Source organism: Thermosinus carboxydivorans Nor1, from assembly GCF_000169155.1.
GTDB lineage: Bacteria > Bacillota > Negativicutes > Sporomusales > Thermosinaceae > Thermosinus > Thermosinus carboxydivorans.
Map to the genome: position 1 here is coordinate 205,321 of NZ_AAWL01000003.1, position 18,273 is coordinate 223,593.

At 52.4% G+C, this 18,273-nt stretch carries 16 protein-coding genes; 14 read left to right on the plus strand and 2 right to left on the minus strand.

The genetic code is table 11. The features are described from left to right. Window positions 1-6: 6 nt before the first annotated feature. From TCARDRAFT_RS03880 to TCARDRAFT_RS03895, 4 genes are all read left to right on the plus strand, one after another. Window positions 7-765: an amino acid ABC transporter ATP-binding protein gene (locus tag TCARDRAFT_RS03880; RefSeq protein WP_007288696.1), complete on the plus strand. Its 759-nt coding sequence runs from the start codon at window positions 7-9 to the stop codon at window positions 763-765. Window positions 766-828: 63 nt separating this feature from the next. After that, entirely contained in the window at window positions 829-3,342 is a 2,514-nt protein-coding gene (hrpB, locus tag TCARDRAFT_RS03885) for an ATP-dependent helicase HrpB (protein WP_232199089.1), read from the plus strand. Window positions 3,343-3,573: 231 nt separating this feature from the next. Then, the gene (locus tag TCARDRAFT_RS03890; RefSeq protein WP_007288698.1) at window positions 3,574-4,998 is read left to right on the plus strand and encodes an aspartate ammonia-lyase; all 1,425 of its coding nucleotides are present in this window, start codon (window positions 3,574-3,576) and stop codon (window positions 4,996-4,998) included. Between the two features lie 130 nt (window positions 4,999-5,128). Continuing rightward, complete coding sequence (locus TCARDRAFT_RS03895) at window positions 5,129-6,508, plus strand: aminotransferase class V-fold PLP-dependent enzyme (protein ID WP_007288699.1); 1,380 nt, start codon at window positions 5,129-5,131, stop codon at window positions 6,506-6,508. A 39-nt stretch (window positions 6,509-6,547) separates the two neighbouring features. Here TCARDRAFT_RS03895 and queG read toward each other — a convergent pair whose 3' ends face one another. Both queG and TCARDRAFT_RS03905 read right to left on the minus strand, forming a co-directional pair. Next, window positions 6,548-7,450 (minus strand): tRNA epoxyqueuosine(34) reductase QueG, encoded by a 903-nt coding sequence (gene queG, locus TCARDRAFT_RS03900; protein ID WP_007288700.1) that lies wholly within the window; start codon window positions 7,448-7,450, stop codon window positions 6,548-6,550. Between the two features lie 214 nt (window positions 7,451-7,664). Next, on the minus strand, window positions 7,665-8,405 hold the full coding sequence (locus tag TCARDRAFT_RS03905) for a hypothetical protein (protein WP_007288701.1): 741 nt from the start codon (window positions 8,403-8,405) through the stop codon (window positions 7,665-7,667). A gap of 183 nt (window positions 8,406-8,588) precedes the next feature. On the opposite strand from TCARDRAFT_RS03905, the gene TCARDRAFT_RS03910 reads away from it, so the two are divergent. The 10 genes from TCARDRAFT_RS03910 (at window position 8,589) to TCARDRAFT_RS03955 (ending at window position 18,270) form a co-directional block, all read left to right on the plus strand. After that, window positions 8,589-9,761, plus strand: a complete 1,173-nt coding sequence (locus TCARDRAFT_RS03910) for a M20 metallopeptidase family protein (RefSeq protein ID WP_007288702.1) — start codon at window positions 8,589-8,591, stop codon at window positions 9,759-9,761. 4 nt (window positions 9,762-9,765) lie between these two features. Next, on the plus strand, window positions 9,766-10,110 hold the full coding sequence (locus TCARDRAFT_RS03915) for a DUF3870 domain-containing protein (RefSeq protein WP_007288703.1): 345 nt from the start codon (window positions 9,766-9,768) through the stop codon (window positions 10,108-10,110). Between the two features lie 184 nt (window positions 10,111-10,294). Then, window positions 10,295-11,290, plus strand: coding sequence for an NAD(P)H-dependent amine dehydrogenase family protein (locus TCARDRAFT_RS03920; protein ID WP_007288704.1), 996 nt, complete (start codon window positions 10,295-10,297; stop codon window positions 11,288-11,290). Between the two features lie 210 nt (window positions 11,291-11,500). Further along, the gene (gene larC, locus TCARDRAFT_RS03925; RefSeq protein WP_007288705.1) at window positions 11,501-12,685 is read left to right on the plus strand and encodes a nickel pincer cofactor biosynthesis protein LarC; all 1,185 of its coding nucleotides are present in this window, start codon (window positions 11,501-11,503) and stop codon (window positions 12,683-12,685) included. Between the two features lie 60 nt (window positions 12,686-12,745). After that, the gene (locus TCARDRAFT_RS03930) at window positions 12,746-13,522 is read left to right on the plus strand and encodes an IclR family transcriptional regulator (protein WP_007288706.1); all 777 of its coding nucleotides are present in this window, start codon (window positions 12,746-12,748) and stop codon (window positions 13,520-13,522) included. A 153-nt stretch (window positions 13,523-13,675) separates the two neighbouring features. Continuing rightward, on the plus strand, window positions 13,676-14,293 hold the full coding sequence (locus TCARDRAFT_RS03935; protein WP_007288707.1) for a 4Fe-4S binding protein: 618 nt from the start codon (window positions 13,676-13,678) through the stop codon (window positions 14,291-14,293). Beyond that, a complete protein-coding gene (locus tag TCARDRAFT_RS03940; protein ID WP_007288708.1) occupies window positions 14,290-15,714 on the plus strand; it encodes a hypothetical protein in 1,425 nt (474 codons plus the stop codon). The genes TCARDRAFT_RS03935 and TCARDRAFT_RS03940 overlap by 4 nt, the downstream gene beginning before the upstream one ends. A 27-nt stretch (window positions 15,715-15,741) precedes the next feature. After that, window positions 15,742-16,578: a beta/alpha barrel domain-containing protein gene (locus TCARDRAFT_RS03945; protein ID WP_007288709.1), complete on the plus strand. Its 837-nt coding sequence runs from the start codon at window positions 15,742-15,744 to the stop codon at window positions 16,576-16,578. Then, window positions 16,569-17,519: a molybdopterin-binding protein gene (locus TCARDRAFT_RS03950; protein WP_007288710.1), complete on the plus strand. Its 951-nt coding sequence runs from the start codon at window positions 16,569-16,571 to the stop codon at window positions 17,517-17,519. The genes TCARDRAFT_RS03945 and TCARDRAFT_RS03950 overlap by 10 nt, the downstream gene beginning before the upstream one ends. Continuing rightward, window positions 17,488-18,270, plus strand: a complete 783-nt coding sequence (locus TCARDRAFT_RS03955) for a 2-keto-4-pentenoate hydratase (RefSeq protein ID WP_007288711.1) — start codon at window positions 17,488-17,490, stop codon at window positions 18,268-18,270. Before TCARDRAFT_RS03950 ends, TCARDRAFT_RS03955 begins: the two co-directional genes overlap by 32 nt. Window positions 18,271-18,273 lie beyond the last annotated feature (3 nt).

Consider the following 18,273-nt stretch of genomic DNA (forward strand, 5'->3'; position numbering starts at 1 on the left):
GCAGCCATGCAGATGATTAAGGTCAACGACATTCATAAAAGTTTTCATAAATTAGAAGTATTAAAAGGTATTTCGCTGGAAGTGCAAAAAGGCGAAGTTGTCGCCATTATCGGGCCGTCCGGTTCGGGAAAAAGCACTTTTCTGCGCTGTCTTAACCGGTTAGAAACCATTGACCGGGGGACGATCGAGATCGAAGGGGAAGTGCTGGCCGCCCCCGGCCCGGACGGTAAGATCTGCTACGCACCGGAAGAACAGGCACGGCGGATTTGCCGCAAGATGGGGATGGTGTTTCAGCAGTTTAATTTGTTCCCCCATTTGACGGTATTGGAAAACGTCATCGAAGCGCCGCTGGTGGTAAAAGGGGTTAAACGGGAGGACATTGTGCCGGAAGCGGAAGAACTGCTGCGCAAGGTGGGACTTCTCGACAAACGGGACAGCTATCCGTCTAGGCTCTCCGGCGGCCAAAAGCAGCGGGTGGCCATTGCCCGGGCGCTGGCCATGAAACCGGACATCATGCTTTTTGACGAGCCGACTTCGGCCTTGGATCCCGAACTGACCGGCGAAGTGCTGCGGGCCATGCGGCAGCTGGCCGAAGAACATATGACGATGCTGGTCGTGACCCACGAAATGGCCTTTGCCCGGGAAGTCGCGAGCCGTGTTGTTTTCATGGATAAAGGCGAAATTATTGAGGCGGGAACACCGGCCGAAATTTTTAGCCGTCCGGCCCATCCCAGGACGCAGGCCTTTCTCAACAATATGCTGTGACCCCAATGCACCAGCCTTCGGCTAAGCGGCCAGGGCTGGTTGCTGTTAATTGCTGGCAACGAGGTGACTTCTTTGCTGCATCTACCTATCGAACCGGTCATCCCGGACTTGAAGGAGGCACTGCGCCGCCAGACCAATGCGGTACTGGTCGCGCCGCCAGGCTCCGGAAAAACAACCCGCATTCCGTTGGCCTTACTGGACGAACCCTGGCTGGCCGGACAGCGCGTTCTAATGTTGGAGCCTCGCCGTTTGGCGGCGCGGGCCGCCGCGCGCTATATGGCCGCGTCTCTAGGGGAACAGGTAGGGGAGACGGTAGGGTACCGGGTTCGGCTCGATACCCGGGTGGGCGCCAATACCCGTGTCGAAGTCATCACCGAAGGGGTGTTGACTCGTCTGCTGCAGGCCGATCCGGCCCTCGAAGGCGTTGGCCTGGTGATTTTTGACGAATTCCACGAACGCAACATCCATGCTGACCTGGGGCTGACCATGTGTCTGCAGGCGCAAGCCGTGCTCAGGCCCGACCTAAGGCTGCTGGTTATGTCGGCCACGCTGGACGCGGCGCCGGTGGCGGCGCTTTTAGGCGACGCGCCGGTTTTGACCGGCACGGGAGCTGCTTATCCGGTCGAGACCCGCTACCTCGATCGCCCGGTTGAAGAAGGACGACGCGAAACAGTCATTGTTGATACAATTATCGAAGCGCTTACGGCCGCGCCGGGCGATATTCTCGTTTTTCTGCCGGGTGCGGCGGAAATCCGCCGGGTTGAAGCGGCTATAGCCGCGCGCGGTCTGGGCGCAAATGTGCGCGTGGCGCCGCTCTACGGGATGCTGCCCCTGGCGGCACAGGACCTGGCGATTGCGCCTAGTCCGCCGGGGCAGCGCAAAGTCGTGCTGGCCACGTCTATCGCCGAGACCAGCTTAACGGTTGAGGGAGTACGGACGGTTATTGACAGCGGGCTTATGCGCGTTTCCCGTTTTTCGCCGCGGACGGGCATGACCCGCCTGGAGACCGCTATGGTATCACGGGCGGTAGCCGACCAACGGCGGGGGCGGGCCGGGCGACTCGCTCCCGGCGTGTGTTACCGGCTTTGGACGAAACAAGAAGATGCACGGCTGGCTCCGCGCAATACCCCGGAGATTTTGGAAGCTGATCTGGCGCCGCTGGCGCTTGAACTGGCCGTCTGGGGCGTAGCCGACCCGGCCGAACTTTCCTGGCTTGACCCGCCGCCGGCCGCCGCTTTCGCCCAAGCCCGGGAACTGTTGCAGCGACTCGGCGCGCTGGGGCGGGACGGCGCTGTTACGCCCCATGGCCGGCGTATGGCCGCCATGGGGCTGCATCCCCGGCTGGCGCATATGGTTCTCCGGGCCATACCGCTCGGCTTGGGCGGATTGGCCTGCGAGCTGGCGGTACTTTTAAGCGAACGGGACATACTGCGCAGCAGTGGGGGCGCTTCCGACGCGGACCTAAGGCTGCGCGTCGAAGCCCTCCGCCTTGCCGGTCAAGCCGAACGGGACAATCCGGCCCATATGGTTGATTGGGCGGCGGTACGGCGGCTGCGGGCCGAGCTTGACTACTTGCGGCGCTTATTTGGCATAGCCGGGCAAGAAGCGGGCGATACTAATGCTTGTGGCTTACTGCTCGCGTTTGCCTACCCGGACCGGATCGGCCAGCGCCGGGAAAACGGCCGGTTTCTCCTGGCGAGCGGCCGTGGCGCCGCCGTAGCCGGGATGCAGGCTTTGGCCGACGCGCCGTACTTAGTTGCGGCCGAACTGGACGACCAGGGGACGGAGAGCCGCATTTTACTGGCGGCGCCGGTTGACTTCGCCACTTTAAAACAGCATTTTGCCGACCAGATTGAAGAAACGGTTACCGTCGTTTGGGACCGGGCGGCGCAGGCCGTGCGCGCCCGCAAATACGAGCGGCTCGGTGCGCTGATTCTTAGGGAAGTTCCTGTGGCCGATCCGGCGCCGGAAGATGTGCTGGCAGCGCTGCTTGCCGGCATCGCCGAAGCCGGCCTGGACATTTTGCCGTGGACGCGGGCGGCCAGCCAGCTGCGGCAGCGCATTAACTTCATGCACCGGTTGGAGCCAGGCTGGCCTGATATGAGTGATGAGGCTCTCATTGAAACTCTTGACAGTTGGCTTGGTCCCTACCTTTACGGCATCAGCGGCCGCGACGGTCTCGCACGCTTGAACCTTGTAACAATTATTGAATCGACGCTGACTTGGGACCAGCGCCGGGAACTGGACGAGTGTGCTCCGACCCATATCGTTGTTCCCAGCGGCCAGCGCATACCGGTTGATTATAGCGATCCGGCCGCCCCGGTTCTGGCCGTGCGACTGCAGGAAATGTTCGGACTAACCGAAACGCCGCGGATTGCCCGCGGCCGCGTGCCGCTTACCTTGCACCTATTGTCGCCGGCGCATCGGCCGGTGCAGGTGACGCGGGATCTAGCCAGCTTCTGGCGCGGCGCTTATTTCGAAGTGCGCAAAGACCTTCTCGGCCGTTACCCGAAGCACTACTGGCCCGACGATCCGCTTGCCGCCACACCGACCCACCGTGTCCGGCCGCGAACATAACCCACAAGTCCTGCTCCGAAAACCGATAACTTTAAAATAGAAAATATAAAAAATATTTTTTCATGTTTTTGTGGCGCCAATTTATTGGCATGAATATCTTTGCCGGAAATGGCAAAGGACTTATGGTTTACTGCTATTTTTGCTAATTATTCACAAAATTTTTGTATACAAAATACAAAATCCATGATACAATACAATTAGGTGAAAAAAATCACAAACGAGGTGAAAACAGTGCGGCTGGAAAAAGACTTTTTAGGCGAGGTAGCGTTGGCTGACCATGATTACTATGGCGTTCAAACTTTACGGGCGGTACGCAATTTTCCGATTACCGGCCAGCGGCTGGAAGCGGATTTTATTATTTCCCTAGCGATAGTTAAGCGGGCTGCGGCGGTGGCCAATATGAGCACCGGGCGTCTCGACAGCCGGATAGGTAAAGCTATTATTAGTGCTTGTGACGAAATAATTGCCGGTAAATGGCATGACCAGTTTGTTGTTGACTGTATTCAGGGCGGCGCCGGAACGTCGATGAATATGAACGCCAATGAGGTGATCGCTAACCGGGCCTTGGAACTGCTAGGCAACCGCAAGGGTAATTATTCGTTGGTTTCCCCGAATAATCATGTAAACATGGCCCAGTCGACCAATGATGTTGTTCCCACGGCGATACGCATTACCGCCCTAAAAAAAGCCAGGCTGCTGGTGCAGGAAATGACCAGACTGGCAGAAAGCATGGAAAACAAGGCTAAAGAGTTTGAGGATGTGGTGAAAATCGGCCGCACGCATCTGCAAGATGCTGTACCGATTACGTTGGGACAAGAATTTCAGGCCTATGCCGACGTGGTCAAGCGCTCGGCCGGCCGCATTGAACGCGCCGCGCAGCGGCTGCGCACCGTCAATATGGGCGCAACGGCAGTCGGAACCGGGCTGAATGCCGAGTTGGAATATATTGAGCGGGTGGTAGCTGAAATTAGCCGGTTAACCGGTGAAAAATTTGTTTCGGCCGCTAATCTGGTAGATGCTACCCAGAATACGGACGACTTGGCGGAAATGTCAGCCATGCTGAAAATCGCGGCGCTGGCCTTGTCAAAAATCGCTAACGATTTACGGCTTATGGCCTCTGGGCCCAAATGCGGGCTTTATGAAATCCAACTGCCGGCGCAGCAGCCAGGATCGTCAATAATGCCGGGAAAAGTAAACCCGGTTATGCCGGAAGTGGTTAACCAGGTCGCCTTCCAGGTAATCGGCAATGACCATGTTATTGGCCTGGCAGTCGAGGCCGGGCAGTTTGAGCTTAATGTAATGGGGCCGGTGATTGCGTACAATTTGTTTAATTCCTTTAATATTTTCACTAATGTAATAAAAGTTTTTAATGAAAAATGCATCGTCGGCATTATCGCCAACAAAGAACGCTGTCAGGATATGGTAAATAACAGCATCGGTATCGTTACGGCCTTGTTGCCGCATCTCGGCTATGAGCAGGCGTCACTGATCGCCAAGGAAGCTATAAGTACGGGAAAATCAGTAAAACAGCTTATTCTTGCCAAAAAACTGATGAGTGCGGAACAGCTTGAGGCAATATTAGTGCCCGCGGAAATGACCAGACCGGGAATTGCCGGCAAGAGGTTTCTTGCAGCGCGCGAGCGGACCGTAAGTTAAACTGTTTTGCGCTAACCCACCACCTGACGTTCGGCAAAGGGAGTGCCAAACGGCGTGCGGCGACATACATTATAATACTAAGGATTTGCAGACGGCGGCGTCAGAATTTGGCGTGTGGTGGTGATTTCAAATGCGTTGTCCGAATATCGGCCTTTATCTACGGAACGTGGTTGCCGGGGTGGACGTCAAGGTACCCTTGGCTGACGGCCAATATGTGACAGCAATTAATTTCGACAATGCAGCGACGACTCCGCCCTTCCGCGCGGTGATGACCGAGATCATGAATTACGCGCCTTGGTATGGGTCTGTTCACCGGGGAAAAGGCTACAAGTCGGTTTTGACTTCTAAGCTCTATGAAGCGGCGCGGGAGGTTGTCCGGCGGTTTGTCAACGCCTCTGGCCATGACGTGGTCATCTTTACCAAAAATACAACCGAGTCAATCAACATACTGGCCCATGTTTTGGCCGCGGCCGGCTGTGACCAGGTCGTGCTTTCCACCCAGATGGAGCATTTGGCCAATGATTTGCCATGGCGGGAGCGGTTTACGACCGATTATGTCGCTATCGACGAATATGGCCGACTGTCACTGCCGGATTTGGAGGCCAAACTGCTTAAGTATCAGGGCAGGGTTAAACTGGTTGCCGTTACCGGCGCTTCCAATGTTACGGGGTATATTAACCCTATTTATGAGATTGCCCGCCTGGCACACAAGTATGGCGCCAAAATTTTCGTCGATGGCGCGCAACTTGTTTCCCATGTTCCGGTGGATATGAAGCCGGTTAACTCGCTGGAACATATTGATTATCTGGCCTTTTCCGGCCATAAGATGTATGCCCCCTTCGGCGCCGGTGCCCTCATTGGCCCGCGGGACGCCTTTGAAAATGCCGCACCGGTCTACAAAGGCGGCGGGGCAGTCGGGCTGGTTTCCTCTCAGTCTGTACAATGGGATGAACCGCCAGCCCGCTTTGAAGCCGGCACCCCGAATATGATGGGGGTGCTGGCACTGGCGACGGCGATTAAGACGCTTCTGAGCCTGGATATGAAGGCAATTGCCGGCTACGAACGAAAATTGATCGAATATGCCATAGAAGGTTTGGCCACAGTGCCGGGGCTGACGCTGTATAGTCGCCGGGATAAAAGCGAAGACCGGGTGAGTTTGATTTCCTTCACGCTTGAAGGGTTGCACCACAGTGTAGTCGCCGACATTCTCGCCCAGGAAGCGGGGATTGCGTCCCGCAGCGGCCTCTTCTGCGCTCACCCCTATGTGGAAAAGCTCTTGAATCTAAGCGACGAGGCGGTGGCTTATTATCAGACTCATGACGATGTTCTTGTTCCCGGTTTGGTGCGGGTGAGTTTCGGCTTGTACAACGATTGCCGCGAAGTGGATGTGCTCATTGACTGTTTGCAGCGAATTGCCAAGAAGCGGGACTACTATAAAACAAAATATCAGCAGGATGGCCGCGGCAAACGCTGTGCGGCCGCATGCCTTAACCGGTACTTATACTGCTAATTTTTTACCCCCTCCTGTAGTCGGGAGGGGGCATTGTTTTTAGCGGCACTGCTGGCCTTGGGTATACGCAAAATTGCGCAGGAGTATTTTCTTTCCTCGCCAGCTGAAGGCGCGGTCACCGTAGCGACGGGTAAATTCTTTATTGGATAGGGCGGCGACTTCATTTTCGTCTAGCCACGGGAGAAGTTGGTCTTTGAATTCGGCAAGGGGCGTTAGGTTGACGCCCTGGTTATGGGGGCAAACATCTTGGCAGACGTCGCAGCCGAAGACAAGGCTGGTCTTTCGAATAATGCTGATTTCGGCCGGGGATAATTCGCCCTTTTTCTGCGTCAAATAAGAGCGGCAGCCTCGCGGGTCGATGGCAAAATTGCCGAGAATGATTTGGCCGGGGCACATCCTCACGCATTGACCGCATTGGATGCAGGTACGATTTAGCGGCTGGTCTGGGGCAAAGGGATAGTTGGTGAGAAGATAGCCGATAAACACATAGGAGCCATATTTTTCAGTAATAATGTGGCTATTGATGCCATAGAAGCCCAGACCGGCCAGATAAGCCAAATAGCGGTCTACCAGCGGTCCGGTATCCACAAACGGCTGATAGGCGAAGTCCAGAATGTTCGCCTGCAGGTAGTGGCCGATCTCGTCCAGCTTGCGGCGGATGATATGGTGATAGTCAAGTCCGTGGGTGTATTTGGCGAGATTGGTTGGCCTTTGTTCGCCGGTGTAATAGGGGAACAGGCAGACAATCACGGACTGGACATCAGGCATGGTGTGACGGGGGTCAATGCGTTTGGCGATGTCGGGCTCGTCAAACGCGGTGCTCTGGCCTTTGGCCATGCGGTCATAAAGTATCGCCGCGAGTTCGTGATATGGGCCAGGGGGGGCGATGCCGACGAGGTCTAGTCCTAGCGAACGGCAAAACTGCTTAAGCTTTTCCTTCATGGCATTCGTCCCCCTTTCGTTGCTGCGACTAAAAACTCGCCAAGATAATCATGCCAATACATTTGGCACCACAAATAATGAAAAATATTTTTAACCACGGAGAACACGCCAGGCGCGATATTCATCGCGCTAAAGATATTAAAGAAAAAATATTCCTCCGTGTCCTCTGTGGTTCCTAATATTCTGGCTTAAAATAGCCGATTTTCAGGGTGGGTTATAAGTAGCCCTGATTGCCTTTAATCTCCTGCCAGATGCGGTGTTTGTCCGGCAGGGGAATAAGGTTGTTGGCCAGGATTTTATCATAGAGATGCTTCGTAATGATACTGCCGTCATCAAGGATGCTGAGGGCTTCCACTAAGTCCTGCAGGGCGTCAAGGTCAATCGTTGGCGTGGTTTCGGCCAATTCCACGCACCTTTGCGCGCAGCCGAGAACGGCCAGTGGCGCTTTTTCGTCGTCGAGCAAAAGATAAAAGGCGTAGGCTTTGGCTGCCCAGTCGTCAAAGGTTAGGGGGGCGGTTTCGGTCGCCCGCCGGATCCACTGGGCCGCTCTGACCTGGTGGCGCCGGTCGGCGGCGTATTCAAAATACATATCGGCGATCCGGACACACAGATTTGGGGTAAGCGGTCCGGCCAGCACTCTCTTTGTCACTTCTTGTTCCAAAACGTGGTCAGCGATGGTCAAGGCACAAAAGAATAGATCTTGGATATAAAGGGGCGGCAGGGGCTCGCTTTTGGCCAAAAGCAGGCGGGCGATGTCGCCGGCCAGTTCTGGCCGAAATTCGATGGCCACGACCAAAAAGTCAGCCAAATCGCGCATTTCGGCGTCCGGCCGCTGATGGAGGCCGGCCTGTGCGTACCAATAACAGGCTTTCTCCCGCTCCTGCCGCTCAAAGCATTTACGCGCCTCGGTAATAAGGCGATAGTACTGGTCGTCTTTTTTTCGGTATCCGTTCACGTTAACCTCCGCAATCTGCTAGAGCCAGGTTGTTGCCAATCTTAAATATATACTAGCACTGCCGGCAGGAATATACAACTACGGGCGCTTTTCAGGAAGGAACTGCGGCTTTGGCAGAGAATGGTATGTACAAGAGAATGGTATACACAATAAAAGTAGTTTATGCATGAAAGGGTGATTGATATGGAACAAAAAATACATGCGCTGGTTAAAGAAAACCATGAATATATTGTCGGGTTGCGGCGCCATTTTCACGCCCATCCCGAAATTGGCGGTCAGGAGTTTGCGACCCAGCAAAAAGTCATGGCTGAACTAAAGGCAATGGGGCTTGAGCCCCGGCCGGCAGCGGGCACTGGCGTTATTGCCGAAATTAAAGGCGGCAAACCAGGTAAGACGGTGGCCATCCGCGCCGACATGGACGCCTTGCCTATTCAGGACGAAGTTGAGCAGCCGTACCGATCGCAAATACCCGGTGTTTGCCATGCCTGCGGCCATGACGGTCATACGGCCATGCTGCTAGGCGTTGCCAAGGTGTTTACCAGGCTGCAAGCAGAACTGCCGGGCAATGTCCGTTTGCTGTTTCAGCCGAGTGAAGAACGGTTCCCCGGCGGGGCGTTGGCTATGATTAAAGACGGCGCCATGGCAGGCGTGGATGCCGTCATTGGCGCCCATCTTTGGCAACCGCTCGACGTCGGCACATTGGGCATTACCTATGGCCCGATGATGGCGTCGCCTGACGAGTTTTCCATTACCATCAAAGGCCGAGGCGGCCATGGTTCGATGCCCCATGAGACGATCGATCCGCTGTATGTGGGCGCGCAAATTGTTCTTGCGCTCAAGACCATTACGGGCAACGACATTAATGCCAACGAACTAGCAGTATTGTCTATTGGCGTCTTTAAGAGCGGCGACGCCTTCAATATCATTCCCGACACGGCGTTGCTAAAGGGGACGGTGCGTACTTTTGCGTCCCATGTGCGGGAAAAAGTTTTCAGCCGCATTGAGCAGGTTTGCCAAGGCATTTGTGCGGCGGCGGGCGCTAGCTTCACACTGGAAAAATATTTCGGCTACCCACCGGTTGTCAACGACCCCGCGGTGGCAAAAGTCGTTGCCACCGTCGGCCGGGAAGTGTTGGGCGGCGATAAAGTGATTGAGCTAAGCCCAGCAATGGTGGGCGAAGACTTCTCCTATTACCAAGAGCAAGCGCCGGGGTGCTTTATGTTCGTCGGTGTTGGCAACAAAGAAAAGGGGATTGTCTATCCCCATCATCACCCCAAATTCGATATTGATGAACGCAGCCTGGGGTACGGGGTAGAGATTATGGTCCGTACGGCCCTCCGGCTGGTGGAGGCCTAACACGATGTCTGGATATGGGTCAAGTACCGTCTTCGTTACCGGGGTAGCCAAACCGGGCAAAGACGACCCGATTGCCAGCATCTATCAGGTGTTTTTTGTAAGCATGGTCGTAGATGCCCGGACCGACCAGATCGTCGATGCAGCCTGCAATACCGCCAGTCCGATGACCGAAGGCTTTATCCGTTCACTGCTCATCGGCCACAACTTGGCTGCGGGAGTGGGCGAAATGACCGATGCCATTCGCCGTCGCTTTTTCGGCCTGGTGCAGAAAGCGCTCATTGTTGCCCTAAAGGATGCTCATAATAAATATATGATGGTGAAAAAACAGCAGTTGCATCTTGGTGGTTGAATTTTCCGGCAGTTATGTTATAATGAAAGTAATAAAATAGTAATAAAATATTGTCTTATTTATTGGTGCATGAACGTCCTTCGTGCCACTGAGATAAGTAAGACCAAGGAACTTGCGAGGCAGGCGCATCTGTTCTTTGGTCTTTTTATTTTTTCATTACCCTGAACCAAAGGAGAGAGGAGAAATGGCGGAAAAACTGAGAATCGCGCAGATGGGGCTAGGTCCGATTGGTAACAAGGTGACGCAGTATTTGGCAGAGCGACCTAGCCTTGAAATTGTCGGGGCTATTGACACCGACCCGGCCAAGGTGGGACAAGACGTCGGCGTATTGGCCGGTCTGGCGCCGCTTGGCGTCACCGTAACGGCTGATATCGATGCGGTGCTGGGGGGCGGCAGGGCCGATGTTGTCGTGCTGACGACTGCGTCCAGCCTGGCGAAAGTTCACGATCAGCTTCTCCGGATCTTGCCTTACGGCGTGAGTGTTGTTTCTTCCTGCGAGGAACTTAGTTATCCCTGGCAAACCCAGCCTGAACTGGCGGCCAGCATTGACCGGGCCGCTAAAAAGAGCAATGCGGCGGTACTCGCGACCGGCGTCAATCCCGGATTTCTCATGGATTTTTTGCCGGCGGCCATGACCGGCGTATGCCGCAAGGTGCGCAAGGTAACGGTCGAGCGCATTCAGGACGCCACGTTCCGGCGCATTCCGTTCCAAAAGAAAATCGGCGCCGGGCTTACGGTAGAAGAGTTTTATAAGAAGGTGGAGGAAGGCACCCTGCGGCATGTGGGCCTAACCGAGTCGATGCACTTGATTGCTGCCCGTTTAGGCTGGCAGCTTGATAAAACCGAAGATATTATCACGCCCATTATCGCCGAGCGGCGGGTAACAACCGACAGTATGGTCATTGAGCCCGGCAATGTTCTCGGCGTGCAGCAGTTAGGCCGCGGCGTCATGGGCGGGGAAGAGGTCATTTCCCTTATCTTCCGCGCCGCGATCGGTGAGCCCGGTGCGCGCGACCGTATTGTCATTGACGGCGAGCCGGCGATTGATAGTTGCATCAATGGCGGCGTTAATGGCGACGTAGCCACCTGCGCCATTCTTGTCAACGCCATTCCGGTGGTCGCCAAAGCCCGGCCGGGCCTCAGAACAATGGCCGATATCGAGCCGATTACTTGCTGGTAAGTATATAGCTTGTTAAAAATCCTTGCTTTTTGTATAGAGCAAGGATTTTTTTATTTTTGAAAAAAGAATTTGGAATTAAAAATTTTTAAAAATAGCAGCAGGAAAAAACAAAAAAATATCAAAATTATAATATCAGCATATCAATTTAGTTGGTTTATGGAATTTTACGAACGCCATCCGATTATATCGGATTAACTTAGAGGTGAACAAGTGAAAGCCATCTATCTTGACTGTTTCTCCGGCATTAGTGGTAACATGATGATTGGCGCCCTGCTTGATGCCGGATTACCAATCGAGCATTTGCAGACAGAGTTAGCAAAATTAGATATTTCTGGCTATAAGCTAATTAATAAAGATATAGTCAAGAAGGGTATAAGGGCTCGATACTTCAATGTGGAATTTCGTCAATGGTTTCAACCTTCGCGTAATTTTGGCGATATTCAGAAAATCATTAAAAAAAGTAGCTTAGCTACATCGATAAAGGAACAGGCAGAGGCGATTTTTGCTCGTTTAGCTGAGGCTGAAGCCAAAGTTCATGGCACTTCGGTTGATAAGGTGCATTTCCACGAAGTGGGAGCAATAGATTCGATAATTGATGTTGTAGGCACAGTTATTGGTCTTGAATATCTTGGAATTAAACATGTGTTTGCTTCGGCATTACATGTTGGTTCTGGCTATGTAAAGTGCGATCATGGATTAATGCCTGTCCCAGCACCTGCCACCGCTGAACTTCTCCAAGGAATTCCGTTTTATAGTGATAAAATCAAAGGCGAATTGGTCACGCCTACTGGAGCGGCTTTAGTTGCTAGCTTAGTCCAGGAATTTGGTACGTTGCCAGTATATATGAAAACAGAGCGTGTTGCGTATGGCGCGGGGAGCATGGATCTCGATATTCCCAACGTGCTGCGTGTCTATGTTGGTACAGTCCAGATGCTAGCGCAAGGGCAAAAGGCAAAGTTAGTGGAGACAAATATAGATGATCTTAACCCGCAGCTTTATGGCTATGTCATGGAGCGGTTGTTTGCCGTTGGGGCCTACGATGTATACCTTACGCCCGTAAACATGAAGAAGAACCGGCCAGGGACTAAGCTAACAGTGATAACAGCGGCTGATAAGTTGAATGAAATTATTCGCATAATTTTAACAGAAACTAGCACCCTGGGAGTTCGTGTTTTTGAGTGTGATTCATTTCATGTTGCACGGGAAATAGTTAAAGTTGATACGCCCTGGGGAGAGGTGCGCGTAAAAATCGGCAAAATGGATGAGCAAATAATTAATGTAGCTCCCGAATATGAGGATTGCCGTATGATTGCCGAAAAGCATAATATCCCTCTAAAAGCTATTCATGCTTATGTGTTAGGAAGATGCAAAATGTTCACCGACGAGTTGTTATAGGGGATATCTAAAATACTGCTAAGACTGGTTTGTTTTTTGATAATTCAAAGAGGTGATGTAATGCTGTCAGAAAGTAACTCTGGTCGCCAGATTCAATCTGTGGCTAGAGCGGTTAAAATACTTGAACATCTAGCTGCGTCCGGTAATGAAGACAGTCTTAGTAATATTAGCCGTGCCATCGGTCTTAGTAAAAGCACTACGCATAGTCTAATTTCTACACTGGAACAACTGGGGTATGTGCACCAAGATCAGTCGACAGGCCGATATTCTTTAGGGATGAAGCTTTTTGAATTAGGACAAGTCGTTTATTCGAGTATGGATATTCGAAGACTTACAATTCCTCATCTCCGGAAGCTTGTGGAAAAATATGGCGAAACGGCGCATATAGCCGTATTATCCAAAGGAGAAGTAATATATATTGACAAAGTGGATAGTCCACATTCAATTCGTATTGCATCACAAATTGGTGGGCGTAACCCGGCTTATTGTACTGGCGTAGGTAAAGTGTTGCTTGCCTGGCTAAGCGATACTGAGCTTGAAAAAGTGATGGCCGGACGGGTTTTGCATAAATTTACTTCCAATACCATTACCAGTTATGAACAATTAAAACAACATTTGCTTGAAATTCGCCAGTGTGGCTATGCCTTAGATAAAGAAGAATTTGAAATTGGTCTCACTTGCGTAGCGGCGCCAATTAAAAATCACCGGGGACTGGTTATTGCTGCTTTTAGTATTTCGGGGCCGACGATGCGGATGAACGAAAAATTAAATATGATTATTCGCGATGTGGTAGAAATGTCCCGCACTATTTCGGCTGAATTTGGTTGCAAAGAATAAAAAAAGTTTAAACATATTACCATATGATTGCTAAAACATAAAATATGAACACTGTCCGATAATATAGGACAATAGGGGAGGTGTATATAAATTATTGCTTCTTAATTTTATTGATTTTTACCAAGATGAAAGGTAGAAAAGGAGGTTTAAAGTGTGAAACTTGTATCCCTGAAACCTGTTGTGGACAAGGACAAATGTATTGGCTGCGGCGTTTGTTCCAAAGTTTGCCCTGCTGAAACAATTACGATTAAAGAGCGCAAAGCAGAAATTGACCTTAATAATTGTCGTGGTTGCGGCGCATGCAATCAACGGTGTCCCGTTTATGCGATTACCATGGAAAAACTGGAAAAACCGTACACGGTGAAGGTGGATATTACCGATCTTGATTATAACGAGATTTCTGCTCTGTGTACCAAAGCTAAACTTAATCCAGAGCAAATTATTTGTTACTGTACGGCAACCAGGGCGGAGGAAGTAGCCGGCGCTATCCTCAAAGGGGCTAAGACACCGGAGGAGATTTCCCGCCAGACCGGCATCCGCATGGGTTGCAAAGTGGAATGCATTCAGCCAGTACTTCGACTGCTCAAGGCAGCCGGCATTACGCCTGAGCGCCCGTCCGGCTACCAGTGGTATGGTCTTACGCCAACCGTTTGGGATATTCCGGAAGAAGTTAAAGCCAAGTACAATAGTCGCGGCTTCTACTTCGATGAAGATATAAAACTTTTGGACAAAGTCGTTGAAGCTAAACCGAGCGGGAGGGATTCCGAATGATGCGTAAACCAATTACTCCCATGGCTCCGCGGGCCTCGCAGTATGGCATTGCCCCGGAACTCGTGAAAAAGCGGATGGCCGAATACCCGGAAATGACGTCCCTGCTGATTAAAGACCTCTTTGAAGATACGCCGGACGTCATCTACCCCAGTGAGAATGGCATAGCCGCTATTCGCCAAGCGGCGGAAGCTGCGCTCCGTAAGGTCGATATGTCCATGATTAAACCAGGGGATTCGGTAAATGTGCTCGCCTCCCACCACGGTTTTACTCTTCTTGGCGGTGAGCCTTATGCTGAACTGCTCCGGGCGGTGCGCGATATTATTGCTGAACGAACCGGTGCATCGGATATCCGGTTGCGGGCGGGCGTAGGTCTACGGTTCCGTGAGACGGAAGAGTATATTAAGCGGTATGGGCTTGACGAGCATTATAAAGGTAAGGCGCGTGGCATAGCTCCTATTGATGAAGGGGTGGCCATTCAGACTGAAATTGGCACCTTATATGGTATCAAAGCCGTTTATGATGCCGACTGGATTGTCCATGTGCATAACAGTGATGTGCGGGAAGTGCATTTCCACCGTCAGGTCGACCGGGCGGTTAAACCTTTTGGTATGTCCTACGCGCGGATTGAAACCCGCTCTACCTATCATTGGAACATGGGCCCGCGGGGAGCGAATTTTACTGCCCGCGCCATCTTTGAGTCGGAGTTTGTTAAAAATAAATTTGCTTTCGCTGCCTTTTTGAATATGTCGCCGAGCGGCGTAGTTGGCGTAAGCGCCGAAAATGACCTCTATGTTCTCAATGACCAGATAACGGTCGAAGGTCTCAAATATTATGGCAAAATTATGACGCTGCTGGGCGAAATTGATGAGTGTATCGTCGGTCTCGACTTCCCCTGCCCGGTGCCCTATGTGTTCGCTGCTGGCGTGATTTATGCCAACTTTGCCGGTGCGAATCAAGACTTGTTTGACCTCGACAAAGGGCTGCCGCCATATACCTGGTATACCGAGGCTTTCTATCGTAAAGACGGCAAACCCTTGATTGACGGTGTGCTACCCGTCAATCCGGCGATTAAAATGGTTGTGCACAACTACGCGTGGGGCGGTTATCCAAGTGCTTTCTTCTCCGAGCATGTGCCCACCATCGTGGTTGGCCAGGAGCAAGCAGACTTGTTCAATTCCGACCCGCAAAATTTGTCGTACATGAAATATGCGGTTGTGGCCAATGAATTGGACGAGGCGATGCACTTTGCCTACAAAGCGGCCAAGACTGACAAGGTTATTATCTTTGACGGCGCCATGGGCGGTATAAATGTAAGTAAATCATTGGCTGAGTTGCTGATACGTAAGGCTCCCGAAGTATCGGCCCGGGTCGATCAGGAACTAATGCCCAAGTGGCTTAAGCAGCGCGGTGTTTCTCTGTAAGGTTTCGAAAAAGCGGAGGAAGGCAAAATGCAGCAAAAAATTCAGACGCCACCCGATATAAGAGATGCCATCTTTGCTTCGGTTGGCAATCGCACGTTTATGGCCAAAGTTATCACCGAATCGAGCGGCATCATCGCAGGGAGCAAGCGGCTGGCCGAGGCCTTAATGTCCCTTGGCGTCACCGTCAACCAGCTGCTAGGCGACGGCGCCGCCGTTGACGCGGGCGCAGTAATAGCCACCATTACGGGTCAGGCCAAACAGATTGCCATGGCCGAAGAAATCGTCATCGGTATAATGGCTAAACCATCTGGGATAGCAACGGCAGCGCAAAAGGCCGTTCAAGCGGCCGGGCCTGACCTCCGCATTGTTTGCGGAGCATGGAAAAAAATGCCCCCCGAGATTAAACATATTGTCCGGGAAGCGGTGGCCTGCGGCCAGGCCGCTTTCCGGATTTCCGACCAGCCGTTTCTCTACTTGGATAAAAACTTTGTTCGCATGTTAGGTGGCATTGAAGCTACCCTCACCGCCGTGAGAGACATGGATGACAAACAAAAAGTCATCCAGCTTAAAGGGTATTATGGCCCTGTCGTCGAGGAAGCACTCACGGCGGTGAAATGCGGCGCGGACATCATTATGGTGGATACCGGGCGGCTGGAGGACGTAACAGCGGTGCACGAGGCGCTCATGGCCAAAGGTTGGCGCGACAGAGTCCAAATTGCTTTTGCAAAAGGCATCAAGATAGAAGCCATTTCTGAACTAAAAGGCCGGGGCATTGATATTCTGGACATTGGCGTCGCCATTATTGATGCCCCGCTTCTTGATATGAAGCTCGAGGTTTGTGGGGAGGCAGCGGCATGCAGCTGAATTTGCTCGAAAAAACTGAGCTGCGTATTTTTGGACTTGTTTTGGATAATACCAATTTAAGTCTCGCAGCGGAGAAAGTGGCTGAGGCGTTAGCTATCCCCCCGGCCAGCGTGCTGGTGGTAGATGTAAGGCCTGACCATATTTGCCTAGACATCCTCGAAAAGAGTTTGGACATGAGCCAAATTGCCGGCAAGGAGCAGGCTATTCTTGCCAAACTAGCCACAGTGCCCGGGCTTACCGTTACCGCTGACGCCTATGTGGATTCGTCAGGTATAATGGGACTTATCGCCTTTGATGAACAGCAGGCCAGCGAACTTATTGCGCGTACGGAACAGCTGGCTACCGAGATTGAGCAGGCGGTACTACGACGCGCAATAGTGTTTGCCACCGGATTTGAAGTGAAAGAGCGAATGATTGAAGATACCAATTCACCTTATCTCATGCGCTTCTTAACCGAACAAGGCTACAACGTTGAGTTTGGCGGTATCCTTGATGACGATGCTGTAGTAATTAAAAGAAAAATTGAGGATGCTATTGACCGTGGCTTTGGTTTGATAATTACCACGGGCGGTGTCGGTGCCGAAGACAAAGACTTCAGCGTTGAGGCAACAACTGCGATTGATCCGGCGGCGGCAACCCCGTGGATTGTCAAGTTTCAGCAAGGCAGCGGCCGGCATGTTAAAGCCGGGGTACGCATTGGTGTAGGACAGTGCGGTATCGCCACAATTATTAATCTTCCCGGCCCCCACGACGAGGTGGTGGCGAGCAGCGCTGTCTTGAGGCGATATTGCCGGACGGGGCGGATTGATAAAGTCGCGCTGGCGGAAGAAATTGCGCAAATCTTACGCCAGAAGCTAAGCGGTAAGCACTGGCAGCATCATACCCATCAAACTAGCGGGGAGGAAGATCATGGAAAAAACCATCATAGAACAACTAGCTAAAGAACTTTACCAAGCGGAAACGACGCGGACACCTATTGAAGCGCTAACGGCGCGTTATCCGGACATCACTAACGAAGATGCCTATCAGGTACAGCTTGTAGGCCAAAAATTGCGGGAAAGCGATGGGCATGTTGTCGTAGGCCGTAAAATTGGCCTGACCAGCAAGGCCATGCAAGCCGCTCTCGGCGTGTTTGAACCGGATTATGGCTACATCACTGACCGCATGATGGCGCTGGAGGGCGATGCGGTCAGCATGAACGAGCTCATCGCCCCAAAAGTGGAGGCGGAAATTGCTTTCGTGCTGAAGCGCGACTTGGCCGGTCCCGGCGTCACCGTGGCGCAGGTGCTTGAGGCTACGGCAGGAATTATGCCGGCGCTGGAAATTATTGATACCCGCATAAAAGACTGGAAGATTAAAATTCAGGACACCATTGCCGACGGCGCTTCCATTGGCAAAGTCATCCTCAGTGGCAAGTTGCTGCCTGTCGGGGCGCTAGATATGCGCTACATGGGGATGGTACTGGAGAAAAACGGCGAAATCGTTGCTACCGGGGCTGGCGCGGCCGTACTTGGGCATCCGGCAAATGCCGTGGCCTGGTTGGCTAATAAACTTTCCCAGTACGGAATTATCCTCAAAGCTGGAGATATAATCATGTCCGGATCACTAACCGCCGCCTGTCCGGTAGCCGCGGGGGACAACATCAGGGCGACGTTCGACCATATCGGCAGCGTCAGTGCCCGGTTTATCTAAAAG